General features: G+C 45.9%; 15 protein-coding genes. 5 read left to right on the top strand and 10 right to left on the bottom strand.

The genetic code is table 11. The features are described from left to right. Positions 1-63: 63 nt before the first annotated feature. The 3 genes from PN499_RS18370 to PN499_RS18380 are packed head-to-tail and all read left to right on the top strand — an operon-like array spanning position 64 to position 6,553. Complete coding sequence (locus tag PN499_RS18370) at positions 64-1,275, top strand: NAD(P)/FAD-dependent oxidoreductase (protein ID WP_272033544.1); 1,212 nt, start codon at positions 64-66, stop codon at positions 1,273-1,275. Positions 1,276-1,315: 40 nt separating this feature from the next. After that, complete coding sequence (gntT, locus tag PN499_RS18375; RefSeq protein WP_272033545.1) at positions 1,316-2,674, top strand: guanitoxin biosynthesis MATE family efflux transporter GntT; 1,359 nt, start codon at positions 1,316-1,318, stop codon at positions 2,672-2,674. Between the two features lie 21 nt (positions 2,675-2,695). Continuing rightward, complete coding sequence (locus PN499_RS18380; protein WP_272033546.1) at positions 2,696-6,553, top strand: choline/carnitine O-acyltransferase; 3,858 nt, start codon at positions 2,696-2,698, stop codon at positions 6,551-6,553. A 130-nt stretch (positions 6,554-6,683) separates the two neighbouring features. Here the strand turns inward: PN499_RS18380 and PN499_RS18385 are convergent, their stop codons facing one another. Together PN499_RS18385 and mtnK are read right to left on the bottom strand one after the other, a co-directional pair. After that, complete coding sequence (locus tag PN499_RS18385; RefSeq protein WP_272033547.1) at positions 6,684-6,959, bottom strand: SGNH/GDSL hydrolase family protein; 276 nt, start codon at positions 6,957-6,959, stop codon at positions 6,684-6,686. A 7-nt stretch (positions 6,960-6,966) separates the two neighbouring features. Further along, positions 6,967-8,265, bottom strand: coding sequence for an S-methyl-5-thioribose kinase (gene mtnK, locus PN499_RS18390; protein WP_272033548.1), 1,299 nt, complete (start codon positions 8,263-8,265; stop codon positions 6,967-6,969). A 188-nt stretch (positions 8,266-8,453) separates the two neighbouring features. Between mtnK and PN499_RS18395 the strand changes: the two genes are divergently transcribed. Continuing rightward, positions 8,454-9,401 (top strand): nucleotidyl transferase AbiEii/AbiGii toxin family protein, encoded by a 948-nt coding sequence (locus tag PN499_RS18395; RefSeq protein WP_272033549.1) that lies wholly within the window; start codon positions 8,454-8,456, stop codon positions 9,399-9,401. Positions 9,402-9,436: 35 nt separating this feature from the next. On the opposite strand, the gene PN499_RS18400 is transcribed toward PN499_RS18395, so the two are convergent. The 7 genes from PN499_RS18400 to PN499_RS18430 form a co-directional block, all read right to left on the bottom strand. Then, positions 9,437-10,318, bottom strand: a complete 882-nt coding sequence (locus PN499_RS18400; RefSeq protein ID WP_272033550.1) for a tyrosine-type recombinase/integrase — start codon at positions 10,316-10,318, stop codon at positions 9,437-9,439. Between the two features lie 79 nt (positions 10,319-10,397). Then, complete coding sequence (locus PN499_RS18405) at positions 10,398-10,682, bottom strand: hypothetical protein (RefSeq protein ID WP_272033551.1); 285 nt, start codon at positions 10,680-10,682, stop codon at positions 10,398-10,400. A gap of 370 nt (positions 10,683-11,052) precedes the next feature. Then, on the bottom strand, positions 11,053-12,696 hold the full coding sequence (locus PN499_RS18410; protein ID WP_272033552.1) for a vWA domain-containing protein: 1,644 nt from the start codon (positions 12,694-12,696) through the stop codon (positions 11,053-11,055). A 57-nt stretch (positions 12,697-12,753) separates the two neighbouring features. After that, a complete protein-coding gene (locus tag PN499_RS18415; protein ID WP_272033553.1) occupies positions 12,754-12,981 on the bottom strand; it encodes a cyanobactin biosynthesis PatC/TenC/TruC family protein in 228 nt (75 codons plus the stop codon). Positions 12,982-13,030: 49 nt separating this feature from the next. Next, the gene (locus tag PN499_RS18420; protein WP_272033554.1) at positions 13,031-13,237 is read right to left on the bottom strand and encodes a cyanobactin biosynthesis system PatB/AcyB/McaB family protein; all 207 of its coding nucleotides are present in this window, start codon (positions 13,235-13,237) and stop codon (positions 13,031-13,033) included. A 126-nt stretch (positions 13,238-13,363) separates the two neighbouring features. Further along, the gene (locus PN499_RS18425) at positions 13,364-15,337 is read right to left on the bottom strand and encodes a S8 family peptidase (protein WP_272033555.1); all 1,974 of its coding nucleotides are present in this window, start codon (positions 15,335-15,337) and stop codon (positions 13,364-13,366) included. 178 nt (positions 15,338-15,515) lie between these two features. Then, positions 15,516-15,683: a hypothetical protein gene (locus PN499_RS18430; RefSeq protein WP_272033556.1), complete on the bottom strand. Its 168-nt coding sequence runs from the start codon at positions 15,681-15,683 to the stop codon at positions 15,516-15,518. A 59-nt stretch (positions 15,684-15,742) separates the two neighbouring features. On the opposite strand from PN499_RS18430, the gene PN499_RS18435 reads away from it, so the two are divergent. Beyond that, positions 15,743-15,967: a DUF5837 family cyanobactin class RiPP gene (locus PN499_RS18435; protein ID WP_272033557.1), complete on the top strand. Its 225-nt coding sequence runs from the start codon at positions 15,743-15,745 to the stop codon at positions 15,965-15,967. 222 nt (positions 15,968-16,189) lie between these two features. Here PN499_RS18435 and PN499_RS18440 read toward each other — a convergent pair whose 3' ends face one another. Continuing rightward, a complete protein-coding gene (locus PN499_RS18440) occupies positions 16,190-16,396 on the bottom strand; it encodes a hypothetical protein (protein WP_272033558.1) in 207 nt (68 codons plus the stop codon). Positions 16,397-16,407: the final 11 nt, after the last annotated feature.

Raw genomic sequence — 16,407 nt, forward strand, 5'->3', positions numbered from 1 at the left:
CTTAATTTCAGCAGTTTTATATACTAGGGTACGCAATCAAAATGAAGAATTTTAGTTAAAACTATGGAACTTACTCGCTCTTATTGGCTGACTAATTTACCCTATCAAGATTTGCACACTACTCCTGAGCTACCTACCCAAACAGATATTGTTGTGATTGGAGGTGGTATTACAGGGGTTAGCACAGCTTACTGGCTGACCAAACATGGACTAAATGTCACGCTGCTAGAACAACGGGGAATTAGTGGCGGTGCGACTGGACGGAATGGCGGGCATTTTAACCCCAGAACTAAGAAAAACTTTGCCGTAGCTTTGAAAGAATATGGGACTGAAACTGCACTGGCAATTCTAGATTATGTTCAGAAAAATGCAGCGGCAATCAAGCAATTTGTAGCCGATCATCAAGTAGATTGCGATCTGTCTATTCGAGGAATGGTGACGCTAGCACTCGATCCTGATGAATTGGAAGCCGTACAGTCAGCAGCATCGGCTCTAGCTCGGTACGGTGTATCAGGAGAATACTGGAACTCTGAGCAATGTGCAGAAAAAATCCATAGCCCAGATTTCTTGGGGGGTGTATTTTTCCCTGATGTGGGTCAACTTTGGCCTGCAAAATTAGTGGTGGCGATCGCTAGAGAATGTCTGAAGCAGGGAACAAATATTCAAACTCAAACGGAAGTGCATCAGGTCGAACGAGCATCTGGCAAAATAATCGTTAAAACTAATCGCGGTTCGATCGCAGCTCAAAATGTTGTCTATGCAACTAATGCTTGGACAAAACATTTACTCCCATTCCTCAAAGACATCATCATTCCCGTTCGCGGACAAATGCTAGTCACTGAACCTGCACCTCCGATGTGGGATTTTAGTTTTTCCACTACCTTTGAATACTGCATTCAACGTCCAGACCGGCGAATTTTTCTGGGGGGAATGCGATGGAAATCTCCCACTGGAGAAATCGATACGGATGACGATTCCACAATTCACCCGGCGGTAAGCCAGGGATTGAAGGAATTCCTGAGCGATCGTTTTCCCGACTTACGCGATCTCAAAGTAGAACAAGAATGGACAGGAATTATGGCGTTTAGCAAAGATCATAATCCTTTAATTGGACAGGTACCCAATCGTCCAGGGGAATACATGGCAGCAGGTTTTACGGGAAATGGGATGGTGATGTCATTTTTAGCAGGATTAGCCGTAACAGAAATGATTTTGGGCCGATCGCCAGAAGTATTTGTCAAGGCTTTTGAGCCGTCCCGGTTTTTTCCTAACTAAGCTTAAAAAGAAAACTGGCATTAATGTATTAATGAACATCATGCTCCCAAACCAATACGACTTTGTTCCTCGCTTCCTGAGACTGGCTTCAATTAATGTCTTTTCCAATATCATGGAGCCTCTAGCTGGGGCAATCAGCCTGGGGTTTTTGGGGCATTTGACTCAAATCGATCATCTAGCAGGGGTTAGTCTTTCGACTACCCTGTTTAACTTTACCTATTTTATGGTGAGTTTTTTACGCATGGGAACCACTGGCGTGACGGCCCAAGCAGTAGGACGAGATGATCGAGAAGAGATGTTTTTGGTGGGAATGCGAAATGGGTTAATTGCATTGAGCATCGGTGGACTACTGCTGCTATTGCAATATCCCCTGCAACAGCTTTGGTTTGCCATAATGACTGCAACCCCAGAAGTGAAAGCATCAGGGATCGATTATTTCAATGCCAGAATTTGGGGAGCACCTGCGGTGGCGATCAACATCGTAATAATTGGTTGGTTCCTGGGACGGGAGATGAGTGGCTCTGTGTTACTGATGTCGCTTCTAGGCAACGTAGCAAATATTACGTTCGACTACCTATTTATCATCCGATGGAACTGGGCAAGTACGGGAGCAGGGTTATCTCAGGCGGTTAGTCAGTATCTTGTTTTAGTGTTAGCGATCGTTTTGGTGAGTTTCCGTATTGAGTGGAACGAAGTCCGAAACGCAGCCAAAAAGTTTTGGAATGTCAGCGCATTCAAAGCAACATTTACCCTCAATGGCAATATCTTCGTCAAGTCAGGAACGACGATGTTAGTTATGACGATTTTCACCGCTCTGAGTTCTGCAATGGGAATAGAAGTCCTGGCTGAAAATGCCTTACTTCTACAAATAATGATGATTTCTGCTTACTTTTTTGAGGGAATCGGGTTTGCTACGGAAACGCTGGGTGGCAACTTCAAAGGGCAAGAAGCGATCGATCGGTTATTGCCCCTGCTACAGGTGACAGTAGGAAGTGGTCTCCTGACAGGACTGATTGCTGCTGGTGTATGCAACCTATTTCCTCAGACGGTTTTTGGCTTATTAACTAATCACAGCGAAGTGACCGATCTGCTGCAAGTTTATGTTCCTTGGCTGCTAGCACTGCTGGCATTTAATTCAGTTTTTCTGATCCTCAATGGATATTTTGCAGGTTTAGCTCTAGGGGAACCGTTACGTAACGCTTCCCTGAGCGGCGCTTTGTTTGGGTTTGCCCCTTTAGCAATTGGAGCATGGCATTTCCACAACAATCACATCTTATTGCTGGCGATGTCAGCGTGTTGGGCAATTAGAGTTTTGGTGCTGGGAATGCAAGTCCCTGAAACCTTGAACAATGAGCCTGCTGTTGGCATTCAACTGCCTGATTCACCAAATATTTTCTAATAAAATTACTATTCAAGTGATATGTATCAATTTCAAAACTCTCTTCCCAAACTGCCCTTGCCAAAACTAGAAGATACCTGCAAGCGTTATCTGGAATTGGTAACACCGCTAATGAGCGAAACAGAATTAGCGCAAACAAAGGCAGTTGTTAGGGAATTTCAGCAAGGTGTGGGAGTAGAACTCCAGAAGCAACTGGAGATGATTGACCAATCTACCAATACTAATTATTTACATCAACTGATAGAGGAAAGCTACTTAGCCAAAAGGGTGTCAGAACTTAATCGAAGATCGACAGTTGTGGCATCACCTGTTTTGACAACCTCACAATATCCATTCAGCAAGATTGTCGCGAGTATAATTTTTAATACTCTCCAATTTCACCTAAAAATTAAATATCGGGAACTCGAGCCAGATCGGGATATATTTCAAGCCAACAAACCTCCCCTTTGTATGGTACAGTACGACAATTTATTTGGCACGGCGCGAATTCCGGGTATTAGGTGTGACGGTTTTCAAAGGGCTAAAAATTCTGAGCATATTGTGATTATCCGACGAGATACATTTTATGCCTTAAGGTTGTTGCCGGAGGATAAGTTGCCGACTGTGGAAGCGATCGCCCAAGCTATCGATTGGATTCTCGAACATACCCCATATAGCGAACCTGCGGTGGGAGTACTGACGGGACTCCCCAGAACTCGGTGGGCGATCGTTCGCTCCTACCTGACAAACTTAGGGATAGAGAATGCTCAGTCTCTAGAACAATTGGATAGCGCTCTGTTTGTCGTCTGTCTGGACGAAATCACTCCTGCCGATTTAGCAACACTGACTAAAACAGCGTTCCCTGGCGATGGTGGGCGAAATCGCTGGTTGGATAAACCGATCAAGCTCGTTTTCAACTCTCAAGGGCAGTTCGCTGTACCGATTGAGCATAGCAATGTCGATGGCTATGCGGCAACACGCTTAGTCGCTGAGATTAACCGAAAACCTCCGTCTGACGCTGAATCAACAGTCACGCTCGAACCTCCTCAACGATTAAAGTGGAAGTTAGATGGAAGACTATTGGGAGAAATAGAGCAGGCATTAAAAGAAGCTGAATGTCTGGGACGGCAGATCCAGATGGAGGTGGCAACTTTCGAGGAATTCGGCTCAGATTTTATCCAGCAGCAGGGTTTGATTCCTGATGCGGTATTTCTGCTGGCGCTCCAGATTGCTTACACTCGTCTACATCGGAAATTTGCTGGGGTCTGGCAAGGTGTACATACTAGGGGGTTTCGGTATGGGCGATATGAGGAAGCGTTTATTGTTACGCAGCAATCTATAGCACTGATTGAAGCTTTTACGGAGAATTCTTCAGAGGAGGTGCGATATTCAGCTTTGAAAGCGGCTGTTAGCGCTCACTTGTGGCAAGTACTCCACAATAAGAACGGTCAGGGAGCGATCCAGCATCTGCACGCGCTCTATAACCTGGCTCACCATCAAAATGGTAGTGTTCCTGATATTTTTCAGGATAAAGCTTTTTTGGAATTCATCTTTGATTCATCCATTGAGGCAAGTAATATTGGTCATACTTCGGGGATCGCACTAAGCTGTATTAGAGGAAATCGAGACTATGGCATCTCCTATATCATTGAGCCCAACAAAATTGTTTTGAGTGTAACGAGCAAACATTTACAACCAGAAAAATTGATCTCGGTTCTACAGCAGTGTCTTTTAGAAGTAGGAAACCTGATTGGTAAAAACGCTCAATTCAACCAATCTAAGGGCTTACTTTCTCAATCATATAGACAAGAAACGCCCAGTACAATAGCAGCCGTACCGAGTCGAAATGCAGAAAATTCGCTGAATTTTAAGACTTTATTAGACTTACTGCGCTACAGAGCCTTGCATCAGCGCGATCGAATGGCTTATACATTTTTGCAAGATGGTCGTAAGGAAGCAGGTAGTTTAAATTATGAACAATTGGATCGACGGGCTAGAGCGATCGCTGCCCAGTTGCAATCCCTCAACGCTAAAGGCGAGCGGGCTTTACTGCTTTACCCACAGGGATTGGAATTCATTGCTGCCTTTTGCGGTTGTTTGTATGCGGGTGCGATCGCGATTCCAGTACCGCCTCCCGATCCTGCCCGGTTAAAACGCACCTTGCCCAGACTTCAAGCGATCGCTGAAGATGCTAGCGCCACCCTGGTGCTAACTACTTCCCGCATCACGACTCAACTGGCAGAAAATTACTCACAACTTCAAGAGGTTCTTGGCGCTCACTGGCTTTGCACTGAAGAGATTGCAGATGACTGGGCAGAACAATGGCAACCACCTGAAGTTGACAGCAACACCCTAGCTTACCTCCAATACACTTCCGGTTCTACTTCCACTTCCAAGGGAGTAACGATCTCTCAAGGCAACCTGATGCACCATGCAAATTACTTACAAAAAGACTGCGGGTATACATCAGACAGTGTTACCGTGACCTGGATGCCTTACTTCCACGATTATGGATTGGTTCAAGGTATCATCCTACCACTGTATACGGGTACTCCTTGTTACCTGATGACTCCCCTTGCCTTTATCAAAAGTCCATTTCATTGGTTGCTGGCGATTTCTCGCTATCGAGCTACGCATACTCAGGGGCCAAACTTTGCCTACGACCAGTGTTTGCGGCGGATTACACTAGAACAACGCAGCCAACTGGATTTGAGGAGTTGGCAAGCCGCAGGTAATGCGGCTGAACCGATCAATCCAGGGGTGATAGAAGAGTTTATCGAAACCTTTAAACCCTACGGTTTCCGTCCCGAAGCCTTTGCACCCGCTTACGGACTAGCCGAAGCGACACTGTTAGTTTCCAGCAGTCCGATCGGAAAACCTCCTGTATTTTACGTTGCAGATGCAGCAGCGCTGGAAAAAAATCGGGTGGTGGAGGCGCTTTCAGGTAACGGTATGGTACGGGTGATACCTGGGTGCGGTCGTCTGGTCAGCGACACCAAAGTTGTGATTGCCAATCCTGAAACGCTGACTCGGTGTGCTACCAACGAAGTTGGCGAGATTTGGGTATCAGACCCAGGTGTGGCTCTGGGCTACTGGCACCGCCCCGAAGATACCGACAAAACCTTTCAAGCTAGACTGCAAGACACCGGAGAAGGCCCATTTCTGAGAACTGGCGACCTGGGATTCCTTCAAGACGGCGAGTTGTTTGTCACGGGGCGGCTTAAAGATTTAATTATCATCTTAGGTAGCAATCATTACCCCCAAGACATTGAGTTCACGATCGAACGATGTCACCCAGCAGTACGACCTAACTCAGGTGCAGCTTTTTCAGTGGAGGTGGAAGGACAAGAGCGGTTGGTCGTCGTGCAAGAAATCGAGCGCGGGCGATCGCAAAATCTAGACGCGGATGAGGTGATTTCGTCTATCCGTCGAGCGATCGCCGAAGGACACGAACTACCAGTTTATGCAGTTGTGCTGATCGCCAGCGGAAGTATTCTCAAAACTTCTAGTGGTAAAATTCAGCGTCGCGCCTGTCGCAGCGCATTTCTTAGCAACACCCTGAAGGTTGTAGCCCAGTGGGTTCCCAACCCTAGTGACGAAGCCGAATCCTGCTCTGAACTTTCTTTGAACGATCAGGTAGTCAGTACAAGGAATATACAAGTCAGTACAGCAAATATACCACAGATTAGCCAGTTAGTCGCTCGCGTTTTAGGAGTTAAAAGGATTGCTCATGATGCCGATTTACTCGCACTGGCAGTCAACTCATTAGACTTGATTCGGCTCCTAAACGAATTGGAGGAAACATTTGGTTTGGCTCCAACTATAGAACAGATAGTTGGTATGAAAACTATTACAGTCCTCACACAATACTACAAGCAAGCGCTACCCTCTGACGATTGAGCGAAAAGCGATTGTCAAGTCCATTTTGCCCAAGGGTCGGTGGCGTTGCACATTTGAGGTAATACCAACTAGGGTCTTGCTTCCCTAAGCACTTGTGGAGCATAGACCATCTTTGCAACCCAGTGCAGAACTAGATCGTCGCTAGCTTTTTAACGAGGGCGGTAACAATGGCTTGCTGACCAGCAAGCGATGGGTGGATTCCATCCGAAAGTAGCAGGTTGGGAGCTGCTTCATGGGCACTTACAGTGAAAAATTCCCGGAGGATCTGGCGATAAAGTTCAATATCAACACCCAAAATGGCAGCTAGCGTCGCCTCATTGTTAATACCTGGCATCTTTGCCAGAATTTTTTCAGGGTGGTAAAACTTGATTGCGTAAGTAAGTTGCTCAACTGGCATCTGACTCATACTAACTTTACAATGATTGAATTGCTGTTCTCGTACTGACTGTCTTAATCTTCCGCGCTGTTGCCGTCACGTCATTAATGTTTTGATAGGATTCGGCATTAACCGCTAGTTCCCGTCCTAGACGAAGGCAGGAAATCTCGCTCTTAGCCCGTCGATCGGGGTTTTCAATTCCGTCCAGATCGATCGTATGTCCAAACCCGATGATGCGACGGATCATTTCCACGCCTGCGAAACCAAGAGCATCGGTGAATATTTGGCCTAAATAAAGTTTCCTTTCTTGTGCTAAAGCCTCTTGTCCAGTTGGATCGGCAAACAGTTGCTCTGTATAGGCTTCGTTGATTGGATACTGCTCCCACAAACTAATGAATTTGTCGTAGAAGTAGGTCCACACATCTTCTACTGTTTTCAATATCCAAGCTTGGTATTCCTCACGGGGTTGCTCAGTTGTGGCATAACCGTCTTGAGCAAAGTAATTTAGTAGCAGATTTCCAATGATATTACCAACATCAAATGCCATTGGACCATAGAAGGCATACTCATGGTCAATCACCATCGTACTCTCCGGTGTTAGCATGATCGAACCAGTATGTAAATCACCATGAATTAATGCTTCTGCATTGGTCATGTGCTTTAACTTTAAACGCGATACTGCCAGCTTCAAAGGTGCATCGTGGCGGAATTCGGCGGCAATACCATTAAGTTGCGGAGATGTCCATTTGTTGTTTTTGGCTAGCCAAAATGGATCTGTGAAAACGGCATCCTCGATAATTTTGCAAAGTTTGGTATTACCGCAAAAAAAAGCCATTTTCTGCTTTTTCTCTTCTGAGGTGAGAAAGAAGCTAGAGGTGAAAAAAAGGGATCTGGCTAGATACTCGGAAATATGCTCAGCAAAGTGTGGATAATAGACGGTTCCGAGCAGACCGTGCCGCATTGTGATGTGTGGAGTCAAGTATTCCATCACGATTAGGAAAAGATGGGAATCATAATGATAGATTCTAGGCACGTTACTTTCACAGTAACGACTATGCTCGATCTGGCATTGATACTGAAAAGTAGTTCTTTCTAGTGTCATGGGCCAGTCTTCCCCAAATGCTCGGACGTATGGAACTGCTTGCTTGACACAGACACTACGGTGCAGTCCTTCTACGCGAAAGACCAGGTTGAGGTAGCCATCGCCGATTTCGTAAACGCGCCAGTCGGAAAACTCACCTCCAAGTTGCGCTGCAACGGACGGTATGCGAGACAGGAACGTGGGTAGCGATCGCTCATCTAAAGCTTGGTAGTCTGGAGGCACAGAGAGTTTCATTGTAGTTTTTGAGATTAGGAGATCGCTTGATTCGAGGATGGAGGAGGTGTAACGCGATAGCGTACAGACAATGACACGAAAAGCATATCCTTCTGATGTTACGGATATAGTATAATAATATGCTATTAGACTTATATTTGAGTTGCCATTGAAATCAACTTAGGCTGACGTGAGGGGAATTTATCGCCATGTTGACTAAACTTGAAATACCAGACAATTTGCCATTTCTGGAGAGTTTGTGTTGGCAGAGAGAAGGCATTAAAAACTTCACCCCACTAGAGATGCTGAGGCGCTATGAGCGGGGGTGGCATTACCGAGGCGTTTTGGCCCCCTGTAGCCCAACTGAAGCTCAGTTTGTACAACAACTAGCTCAATTATATAATTCTTGGTTGGCTTCCTCTTTTATGTTTCAGCAAGACTTCCACCAGAAAATTTTCACGATTCTCAATCAACTTGATGCTGACTTTTTACGAGAGTGCAGAGCTTATTTTGGTGGGGGAACTTTTATAAGTTTAAATCAAGGCGAATATCGATTAAGTAAAGATATTGACTTCCTCTGTTCGAGTGGTGAAGGCTACCGTCTGCTTCGCCAAGAAGTAAGAATTAGGGGTTATAATGCCTTGTTTACCAGTCAAAATCAGATGCGACTCTCTGGAGAAATACAAACTAACCAGTATGGGGTTAGATTTCCGATTTTGGTTGAAGATACGCTGATTAAATTCGAGATGATTGTGGAAGGGCGTATACAATTGGGAGAACCCAATTATCCGAGTTGGTGTCCTGTTCCCTGTTTGAATGAAGTTGATTGTTTTGCTGAAAAGCTGTTAGCTAATGCTGACCGATGGATTGATTCGTCGGTTGAATCGAGGGATCTGATCGATCTGGCTGTGCAAAGGCTTAAATCTCCTCTACCTCAAGAAGCTATTGATAAAGCGGAAGCTGCTTATGATGTGGTTGAATCTCTTAAGAAAGCTATTCTTAATTTTCAGGAAAAACCTGACTATCGAGAGCGGTGTTTTAGCAGTTTGAGAATTTTAGAACCAAACCGAATTATTGATGGAATTGATTTACTGGCAAAAGATTTAGGCTTAGAAGAAACTGTCAGGACTTTCAAGGAATCTTCGGACGAGTGGTAAATCTAAGCTCAATGTCTATCAGAGGCTCAATCTGCTCACACTGCCAAGTGTAATGCTGAACTGTCAGTCGGTCGCGCGTGCAGATACCGTCCCGTCGTTGCCACACTCGAATGCCCCAAAGTAGCCTGCACCAAATGAATTGGCGTATTGCGTTCTAAAGCGTGCGAAGCGTGCGAATGCCTCAGCCAGTGGGGGCTGACGTTTCCCTCAATCCCTGCCCGCTTGCCCGCTGCTGCTACAATCCGATGCACCTGTGCTGGCTTGAGATGTCCGCTGTGCTTGCGAGAGCAAAACACCGGGTCATCTGGTAAGCTTGTCCCTCGTAGCGATCGCACTAACTTCCAAGTCTCAGCACTAAAAATCACCACCCGCGTTTTCGACCCCTTGCCAAATAGCGTCACCTGACCCGCTCCCAACGCCGCCTCCCGCAAATCCCGCCATTTCAGCGCACACAGCTCCGAAACCCGGCATCCAGTTGCATACATAAACCTCAGCAGCACTCGATTTCTAGGATTCGGCTCCAGCGCCAGCATCGTCAAAACTTGGCTTTCCGTCAAAATTCGCTCTGCCAGCGCATTCTTGCCAGTTGGCGGCTTCACCGCAGCTCCCACATTTACAGGCAAAACCCCCAACTTCTGACCATAAGCCAACAGCGACTTCACCGCACCCAATCGGCGAGCAATCGTCGCAGTTGCCAAAATCCGCTTCTGCATCGCATCTTGGTAGAGCTGGATGTCATTCACCGTCACCAGTGCTAGCGGCTTTCCTGCAATTAAAGCCGTAAAATCGGCCACGTCTCGCCGATAAGCTCGCTGAGTTTCTGGCGATCGCCCGTGCAGCCACAGCGAGATCAACTTTGCATCCGACTCCACTTGGGCCAACGGCGTTGTTGAGATTTGGGAGGACTCAAGAAGCATAAAAAAGTTTTATGTCCAAAGAAACCGGGGCTTTCGATCTATTTTACCCATTTTTCTCGCCAATGATCGATAAGAAGACTTACCTCTCTTTCATTAAAGCTACCTCAACCTTTTGGGACTCCCACGTAAATTCAGCTTCTTCGGGGATGGTTGCCACTGGTAAAATTCTCCAAGTGCAGAATATTCCGTTATTGTAGGGTTTCTTTGGGAATGGTGAGCTGTTCTTGGTTCTGAACTCAAAGGCGATCGCACCATCCACTTCATCCATTCGGCTGTTAATTTCTCTACCAGTATAAATATATCTCTGAACATTGCTATTGCTACTAGCGATCTTTGCTTTTTGTGCAAGCTTCTTCTCTGGCATAAGTTTGAGTTTTCATGCGGTTTTTGTTGCGAAAGAGCCCCCAATTTCTGCTAATAATTAAGCTGAGGCGAGCACAAGTTTACTCGCACATTCTCAGAAAAAACAGCGAAAAACGTATGAAAAGGCATGAAAACTCAGTCCCAAAAAGTTAATTTTGAGGTTTTTTCCTGTCCCGGTACACTTAAGATTTATTTAACAATTTAACAGCAAACTCTGCAATCCTATTTTAAGCAATTGTAGCAGATTTATTATTTAATCCCCTTTTTATTGATGTGTGACAGTTGTGGGTGCGGAATGTGGGCTATAAGAACTTGCCGGGTTAACAAAGCCAACCCGAAATCTGAACCCCGAAATTTTGTCTGTATTCCAGTTAAGTAGCGCGATCGCTTTCGCTATTCGTCGGTTGGACTGCCATCATGTAGATTGGCATATTTACTGCTGTTGTTGAGATACTACTTTGGGGGGCAGCAACTAAATTAGCTGGATTCAAAGAAAATAATCCCCCAGTATTAGCTACTGAAGCAGTTGAATTTGTGGGTTGAACCGTTGTCATTTGCGTTGATTGAGATACAAGCGCCCCGCCAACGACCGCCGCGAAATATAATGGCACCACAGGAATCAACTGTCCCGTTTCCTCCACCCTCGAATCGCTGGAAACACAAATAATTTGGGTGAGGATTTCCGTGAATCCTCCCAAAGCATCTTTGTCAGTAAAAGCCTGTCCACCCGTCTCTTGTGCTACGCGGGCGAACTCAGCCGCCGTTTTATCTCGTCCCTTGCTCTTAGAGGTTCCAAAATAAGTATGGACGATCGCCCCGGCACTTTTAGCTTTTTCAATAGCCCGATTAGCTGCTTCGATATCCTCTTGTTCGGTATCGTCACCACCTTCAAGAGCTTCGTCACTTAAATAAAAAATCGCACGGGATGCACCATCTCGCCAATTAAAGTGTGTCGAGATATCCTCAATTGCTCTAGCTCCATCCTCTTGCGCTCCGCCCCCAGGAAGTTCGCCGCGCTTACGACCTCGTATTTCTGTTTCAGCAACTCCGCAATTATTAATTAGATATGCCCGCAAAGTTTGCTGGAAATTGGTATTTTTCCAAGTTCCTTCCAGCCCAAACCACTCAACTCGCAAATCGCTCGGACAGCTTGAACTAGCCTTTTTTATAGCAGCTTCTGCGGCATTGCTCAGGCCTTCAGCTTCGTCTTTCATGGAAACGCTGGTATCAATGACTATCACCAAGTCAACCGATTTGTTTTGAGTAGTAGAACTCGTGCTTGACTGGGTGCTAGTTGCTGAAAAACCAACTAAATGCTGCGCTTGCACGAAGTAAACAGGGATAACGGGAACGAGTTGAGGGGTAGTATCTCTATTTCTAGTCGAGCAAATAACCGTTTTCAGAATCTCAGCAAAACCACCAGTAGCATTTTGATTTCTAAAACCGTGTCCGCCTGTCTCTTGTGCTAGGCGGACGTACTCAGCCGCCGTTTTATCTTGTCCTTGGCTTTTAGATGTTCCGAAATAAGTATGGACGACAACTCCAGCATTTCTGGCTTTTTCAATTGCGCGGTTAGCTGCTTCAATATCCTCTTGTTCGGTAATGTCGCCACCTTCTAAAGCTTCGTCACCTAAATAAAAAATCGCACGGGATGCACCATCTCGCCAATTAAAGTGAGTGGAAATATCTTCAATAGCTCTAGCCCCGTCCTCTTGTGCGCCGTTTCCAGGAACCTCACCCCGCTTGCGACCTCGTAATTCTGATTCGGCTACTCCGCAAGTAGTAACTAGATATTCCCGTAAAATTTGCTGAAAGTTGGTATTTTCCCAAGTTCCTTCAATGCCAAACCACTCAATTCGTAAATCGCAGGGACAGCTAACAGAAGCCTTTTTTATACCTGCTTCTGTGGCGTGGTTAAGAATGTCAATTTTGTCTTTCATTGAGGGGCTGGTGTCGATGACAATTACTAAATCGACGAGGGTAGCCTCTTTTTCAGGGCGAGTGATTGCAGCCATGATTTTTTGTTCCCTAAATAAGTCTTTTTTAACTTTCTGAAAAATCTCACTTATTCGCTAAGACCAAATCCGACCCCGGCGGAATGGCTTCGGGTCTTTTTCTGAAGCTTTTTGATTTTTGAGCATTTCCTCCCACCAAAAGCCATTATTTTTAAGTCCGGTGGCTAACAAATGTTGTTTGGCATCTTCAAGTTTATTGGCTGCTTCTGAGGCATTTTTTACTTGAGATTCCTGCCCCTCTGTAGCTGCTTCTTTTGGCTGGTTTTTCTCGGAATTTTTAGCCATCGTGCGTAATTCTCCCCTTTCTGTTAACTATTACTACTCATGCAGAACATTACAGACACCTACATCCACCGGAAGACTTAACTTTTTGATAACTTCTGTAGGCAAATGCTGCTGGGTCGTTAAAGTTTGCTCCGTACAATAAATCCATGCGAATGCGGACTAAATCTTCTACTGAGCCGTGAATGACATCTACTGCTTGATGAGGATAGATAAGATCGGGTCTTTTTACAGGGGGAGAAAGCTTGGGTAATGTCATTTTTTCCTCTCTAAGCTAATCGGAATGCAGATCCGTAGGTTGGGTGCAAACAAGTAAAACTCAATACTTATTTAAACTTAATTTTGGGTGAAGCCCAGCATAACCCAACCTACTCAAAAAGAAGCATTAATAAGATGTAGACCAAGAACGTACATCGCCCAAGGTAACGGGAATAATATCGCTTACATCGATAGTAAAGCGGTATACCCTCTTAGCACGGCGACTATTTTCTGGATCGAAAAATTTTAGTTTCACATCCCAACAATCGCTATCAGGGCGACAGAAGGGACTTTTATCTACTGTAATACTATCTAATTCCATTCCTTCTGCTACTGCTTGGGCAAACGTTGTCGCCGCTTGGAAAGCATTGGTAGCGGCAAAATTCAGCGCCCTATCTTGGGACGTGGTGCCTAAGTTGCGTAAGTCATAATAAATACGGTTGAGGAAGCTGCTGAGAGTGCGACGGATGGCCTCCTCTTGTGCGTCTGTGGCTGTAGCTCTTACAGTATTTATAGCCGCATTGACTAAGTTGTTAACTTTCCAGCCGTAGAGTCCACGAATGTTGTAAAGTTCAATTACCGGAACGACTTGCCCGGAAAATAGCTTGATGCTGCGCCCGGATAAAACGCCAGGGATGCTGACTCGTTCGACGTATTCGGCGTTATCCTCTGGGTAGATTTGTCCTGCGAGCAGTTGTTGCAATACTGCATAGGCATCTCTAGCAAAACCGCCTACTGGTTCGATAGCATAAATTGGGGTCAATTCTAGGTTGAGCGTCCAAATTAAAGCTTTAGCTTCCGAAAGAGTGTCTGCTAAATAATCCACCATCTGCCGCGCATCATAGGGGTTGGCGGGGAGCGCTGTATTGTCTATTGTAGCTCCTGGCATCAGTTGCTTAAAGGAGTCGCGCCTTGCTTCTGTACCGAAGTCATAACCGAGGGTTCCCAAAGCGTAAACCAAGTTAGCATCGGCTAGTTCGCTTGGGGCTTGGCTGGCGGTGATGTAGTTGGAGGCGTGATTTGACATAACAACCTGTCTTGGGGTAGATGAAAGAGGGAAGGAAGGTGGATTAAAAGTAGCGGGCCTGGAAGTGGCAGGAATAACTTCAGTGGATTCAGTTTCCACTACTGCTTGAGGTTCGCTATTTGGTAGAGCGTCGCTGGCTTGGGTGCCACCACAGCCACAACCAGATGCGAGAACTGTTTCTAATTCTTCTGACACGGTTTCTCCTATCAGATATTGCAAAGCACCAGGAATATTTAATTTGCCAACTAAACAGCGATGGGTATCATCAGTTTCGGTTGGCGAACAGGGTATGGCAGTCTCTAGTAAGGCTGTCCTGACTTTTTGGGGATTGGGTTTTTCTCCCCGTTGCAATTGCAGACTCAGAAGTAAGGCGGCAACTCCGCTGACGATGGGAGTAGCAAAGCTGGTGCCACTGAGTTGGATTGTACCGCCTCCGGGTTTGGCTCCTAAAATGTTTTCTCCTGAAGCGAGGATGCCTTGGTTTTGGTAAGTTTCTCCCCAGTTACTAAAGTCGATGGGTTTTCCCTGTTCGTCCATTGCGCCTACTGCTAGCACAGTTGGCATAGCGGCGGGAACGTGCAAGCATTCGCAACCATCGTTTCCGGCAGCAGCAACTATTAAAACGTTACGTTCATTGCACAGACGCACGGCTTTTTCCAGCCAACTTTCGGCTTCCCCAAAGTCGGTGAGTTGTCCGCCACTTATATTAATGATGTGCGCCCCAGCATTGATGGCTTGTTCAATGGCGCGGGATAAGTCGAGTTGGGATAGCTTGAGTCGTTCATCTGCAAAGACGGGAACGATTAAACCGCGACATTTTGGCGCAATGCCCTGCACGGGAGAACCGGGTTGACCCAAAATAATACTGGCAACGTGAGTACCGTGTGCGGACATGGAACCATTGGCGCTAGGTTCCCCTGCAACTAGGGTAGGCAGTCGCGTTAGGTTTGCCCCTGTAAAACAAGGGTGATTTTGGTCAACTACCCCATCAAGGACGGCGATGCAAATGGTGGAGTCGCCCTTAGTTCTTTCCCATAGTTGTTGTATTCCTGGGATTTGTTTGAGCTTGGGCATTCATTTAAAAAATGCTTGGGCAATTCAAGTTAAAAATATTACCATGAAAGGCGATCGCTCTCCTGCTTTTTCATAAAACTTAAATAAAATCCTTTACAATTCGTTATTTTCCTAAAAAATTGCGGCCTGTTTATTAGGAAAATTCTTGACAAAAGTATTGTTTGTAGTTACATTGCCTTTAAAGTTCATTCCCAAGAGTTTGCAATAGCTTCCAGGGCTGCGGTAGGTACAGTCCCGCAGCGTGCGATCGCCCCTTCAACTGAATCTGTTCAGCGATCGCCCATAAATCCCAATCGCCTTCCTCCCCCAAAAAAGCTATAGCGATCGACCTTTCTATAAGCGACACACAACCAGCTTCTTCCACAACTGAAGAAGGAAACCACTTGAAAAAAGGAGAAAACTAAAATGGAAAAGAAAAACTTGATGCCCCAACAAGCTCAACCTATTGAGCGCATTACTACTGGACAACTGCCGGACGTACTGGCAGAACTCTCGGAAGAAGCCCTGGGTGGGTCTACCTCAACCTTGGCAGCAGTAGTACCCCAGTATACTGGCCCCGATCCAGGTACGTTTTGTTCCGGTGGTGGCCCCGGTTGGTTGTGTTCCTATGAAGGGGAGGACGCGGAGTAATCCAGCATATTTTCCCACTCACCTTCAAAAAAGGTCAAAACTCTTTTCCCTGCTCATGCAGGCGCTCTGTTTGCCTCGATAAACTGACGTACAATCCTTCTCAGGGGGAAAGTCATTCACGGGACTCAGACCTTTTAGGGTGAGTGGTTGAACCCTTGATGAAATGAACCCCAGTAAACAGTGCGATCGCTTCTTACTTCCACAATCCTTTGCGATCGCCCCTCAACTGAATCTGTTCAGCGATCGCCCATTACGATCGCCCCTCAACTGAATCTGTTCAGCGATCGCCCACAAATTCCAATCGCCTCCCTCCCCCAAAAAAGCTATAGCGATCGACCTCTCTACAAGCGACACACAACCAGCTTCTTCCACAACTGAAGAAGGAAACCACCAGAAAAAAGGAGAAAACTCAAATAGAATAGCAGCCATTAAAACTTAAC

The sequence above is a fragment of the Kamptonema animale CS-326 genome, from assembly GCF_028330895.1.
GTDB classification, from domain to species: Bacteria; Cyanobacteriota; Cyanobacteriia; order Cyanobacteriales; family Microcoleaceae; genus Kamptonema; species Kamptonema formosum.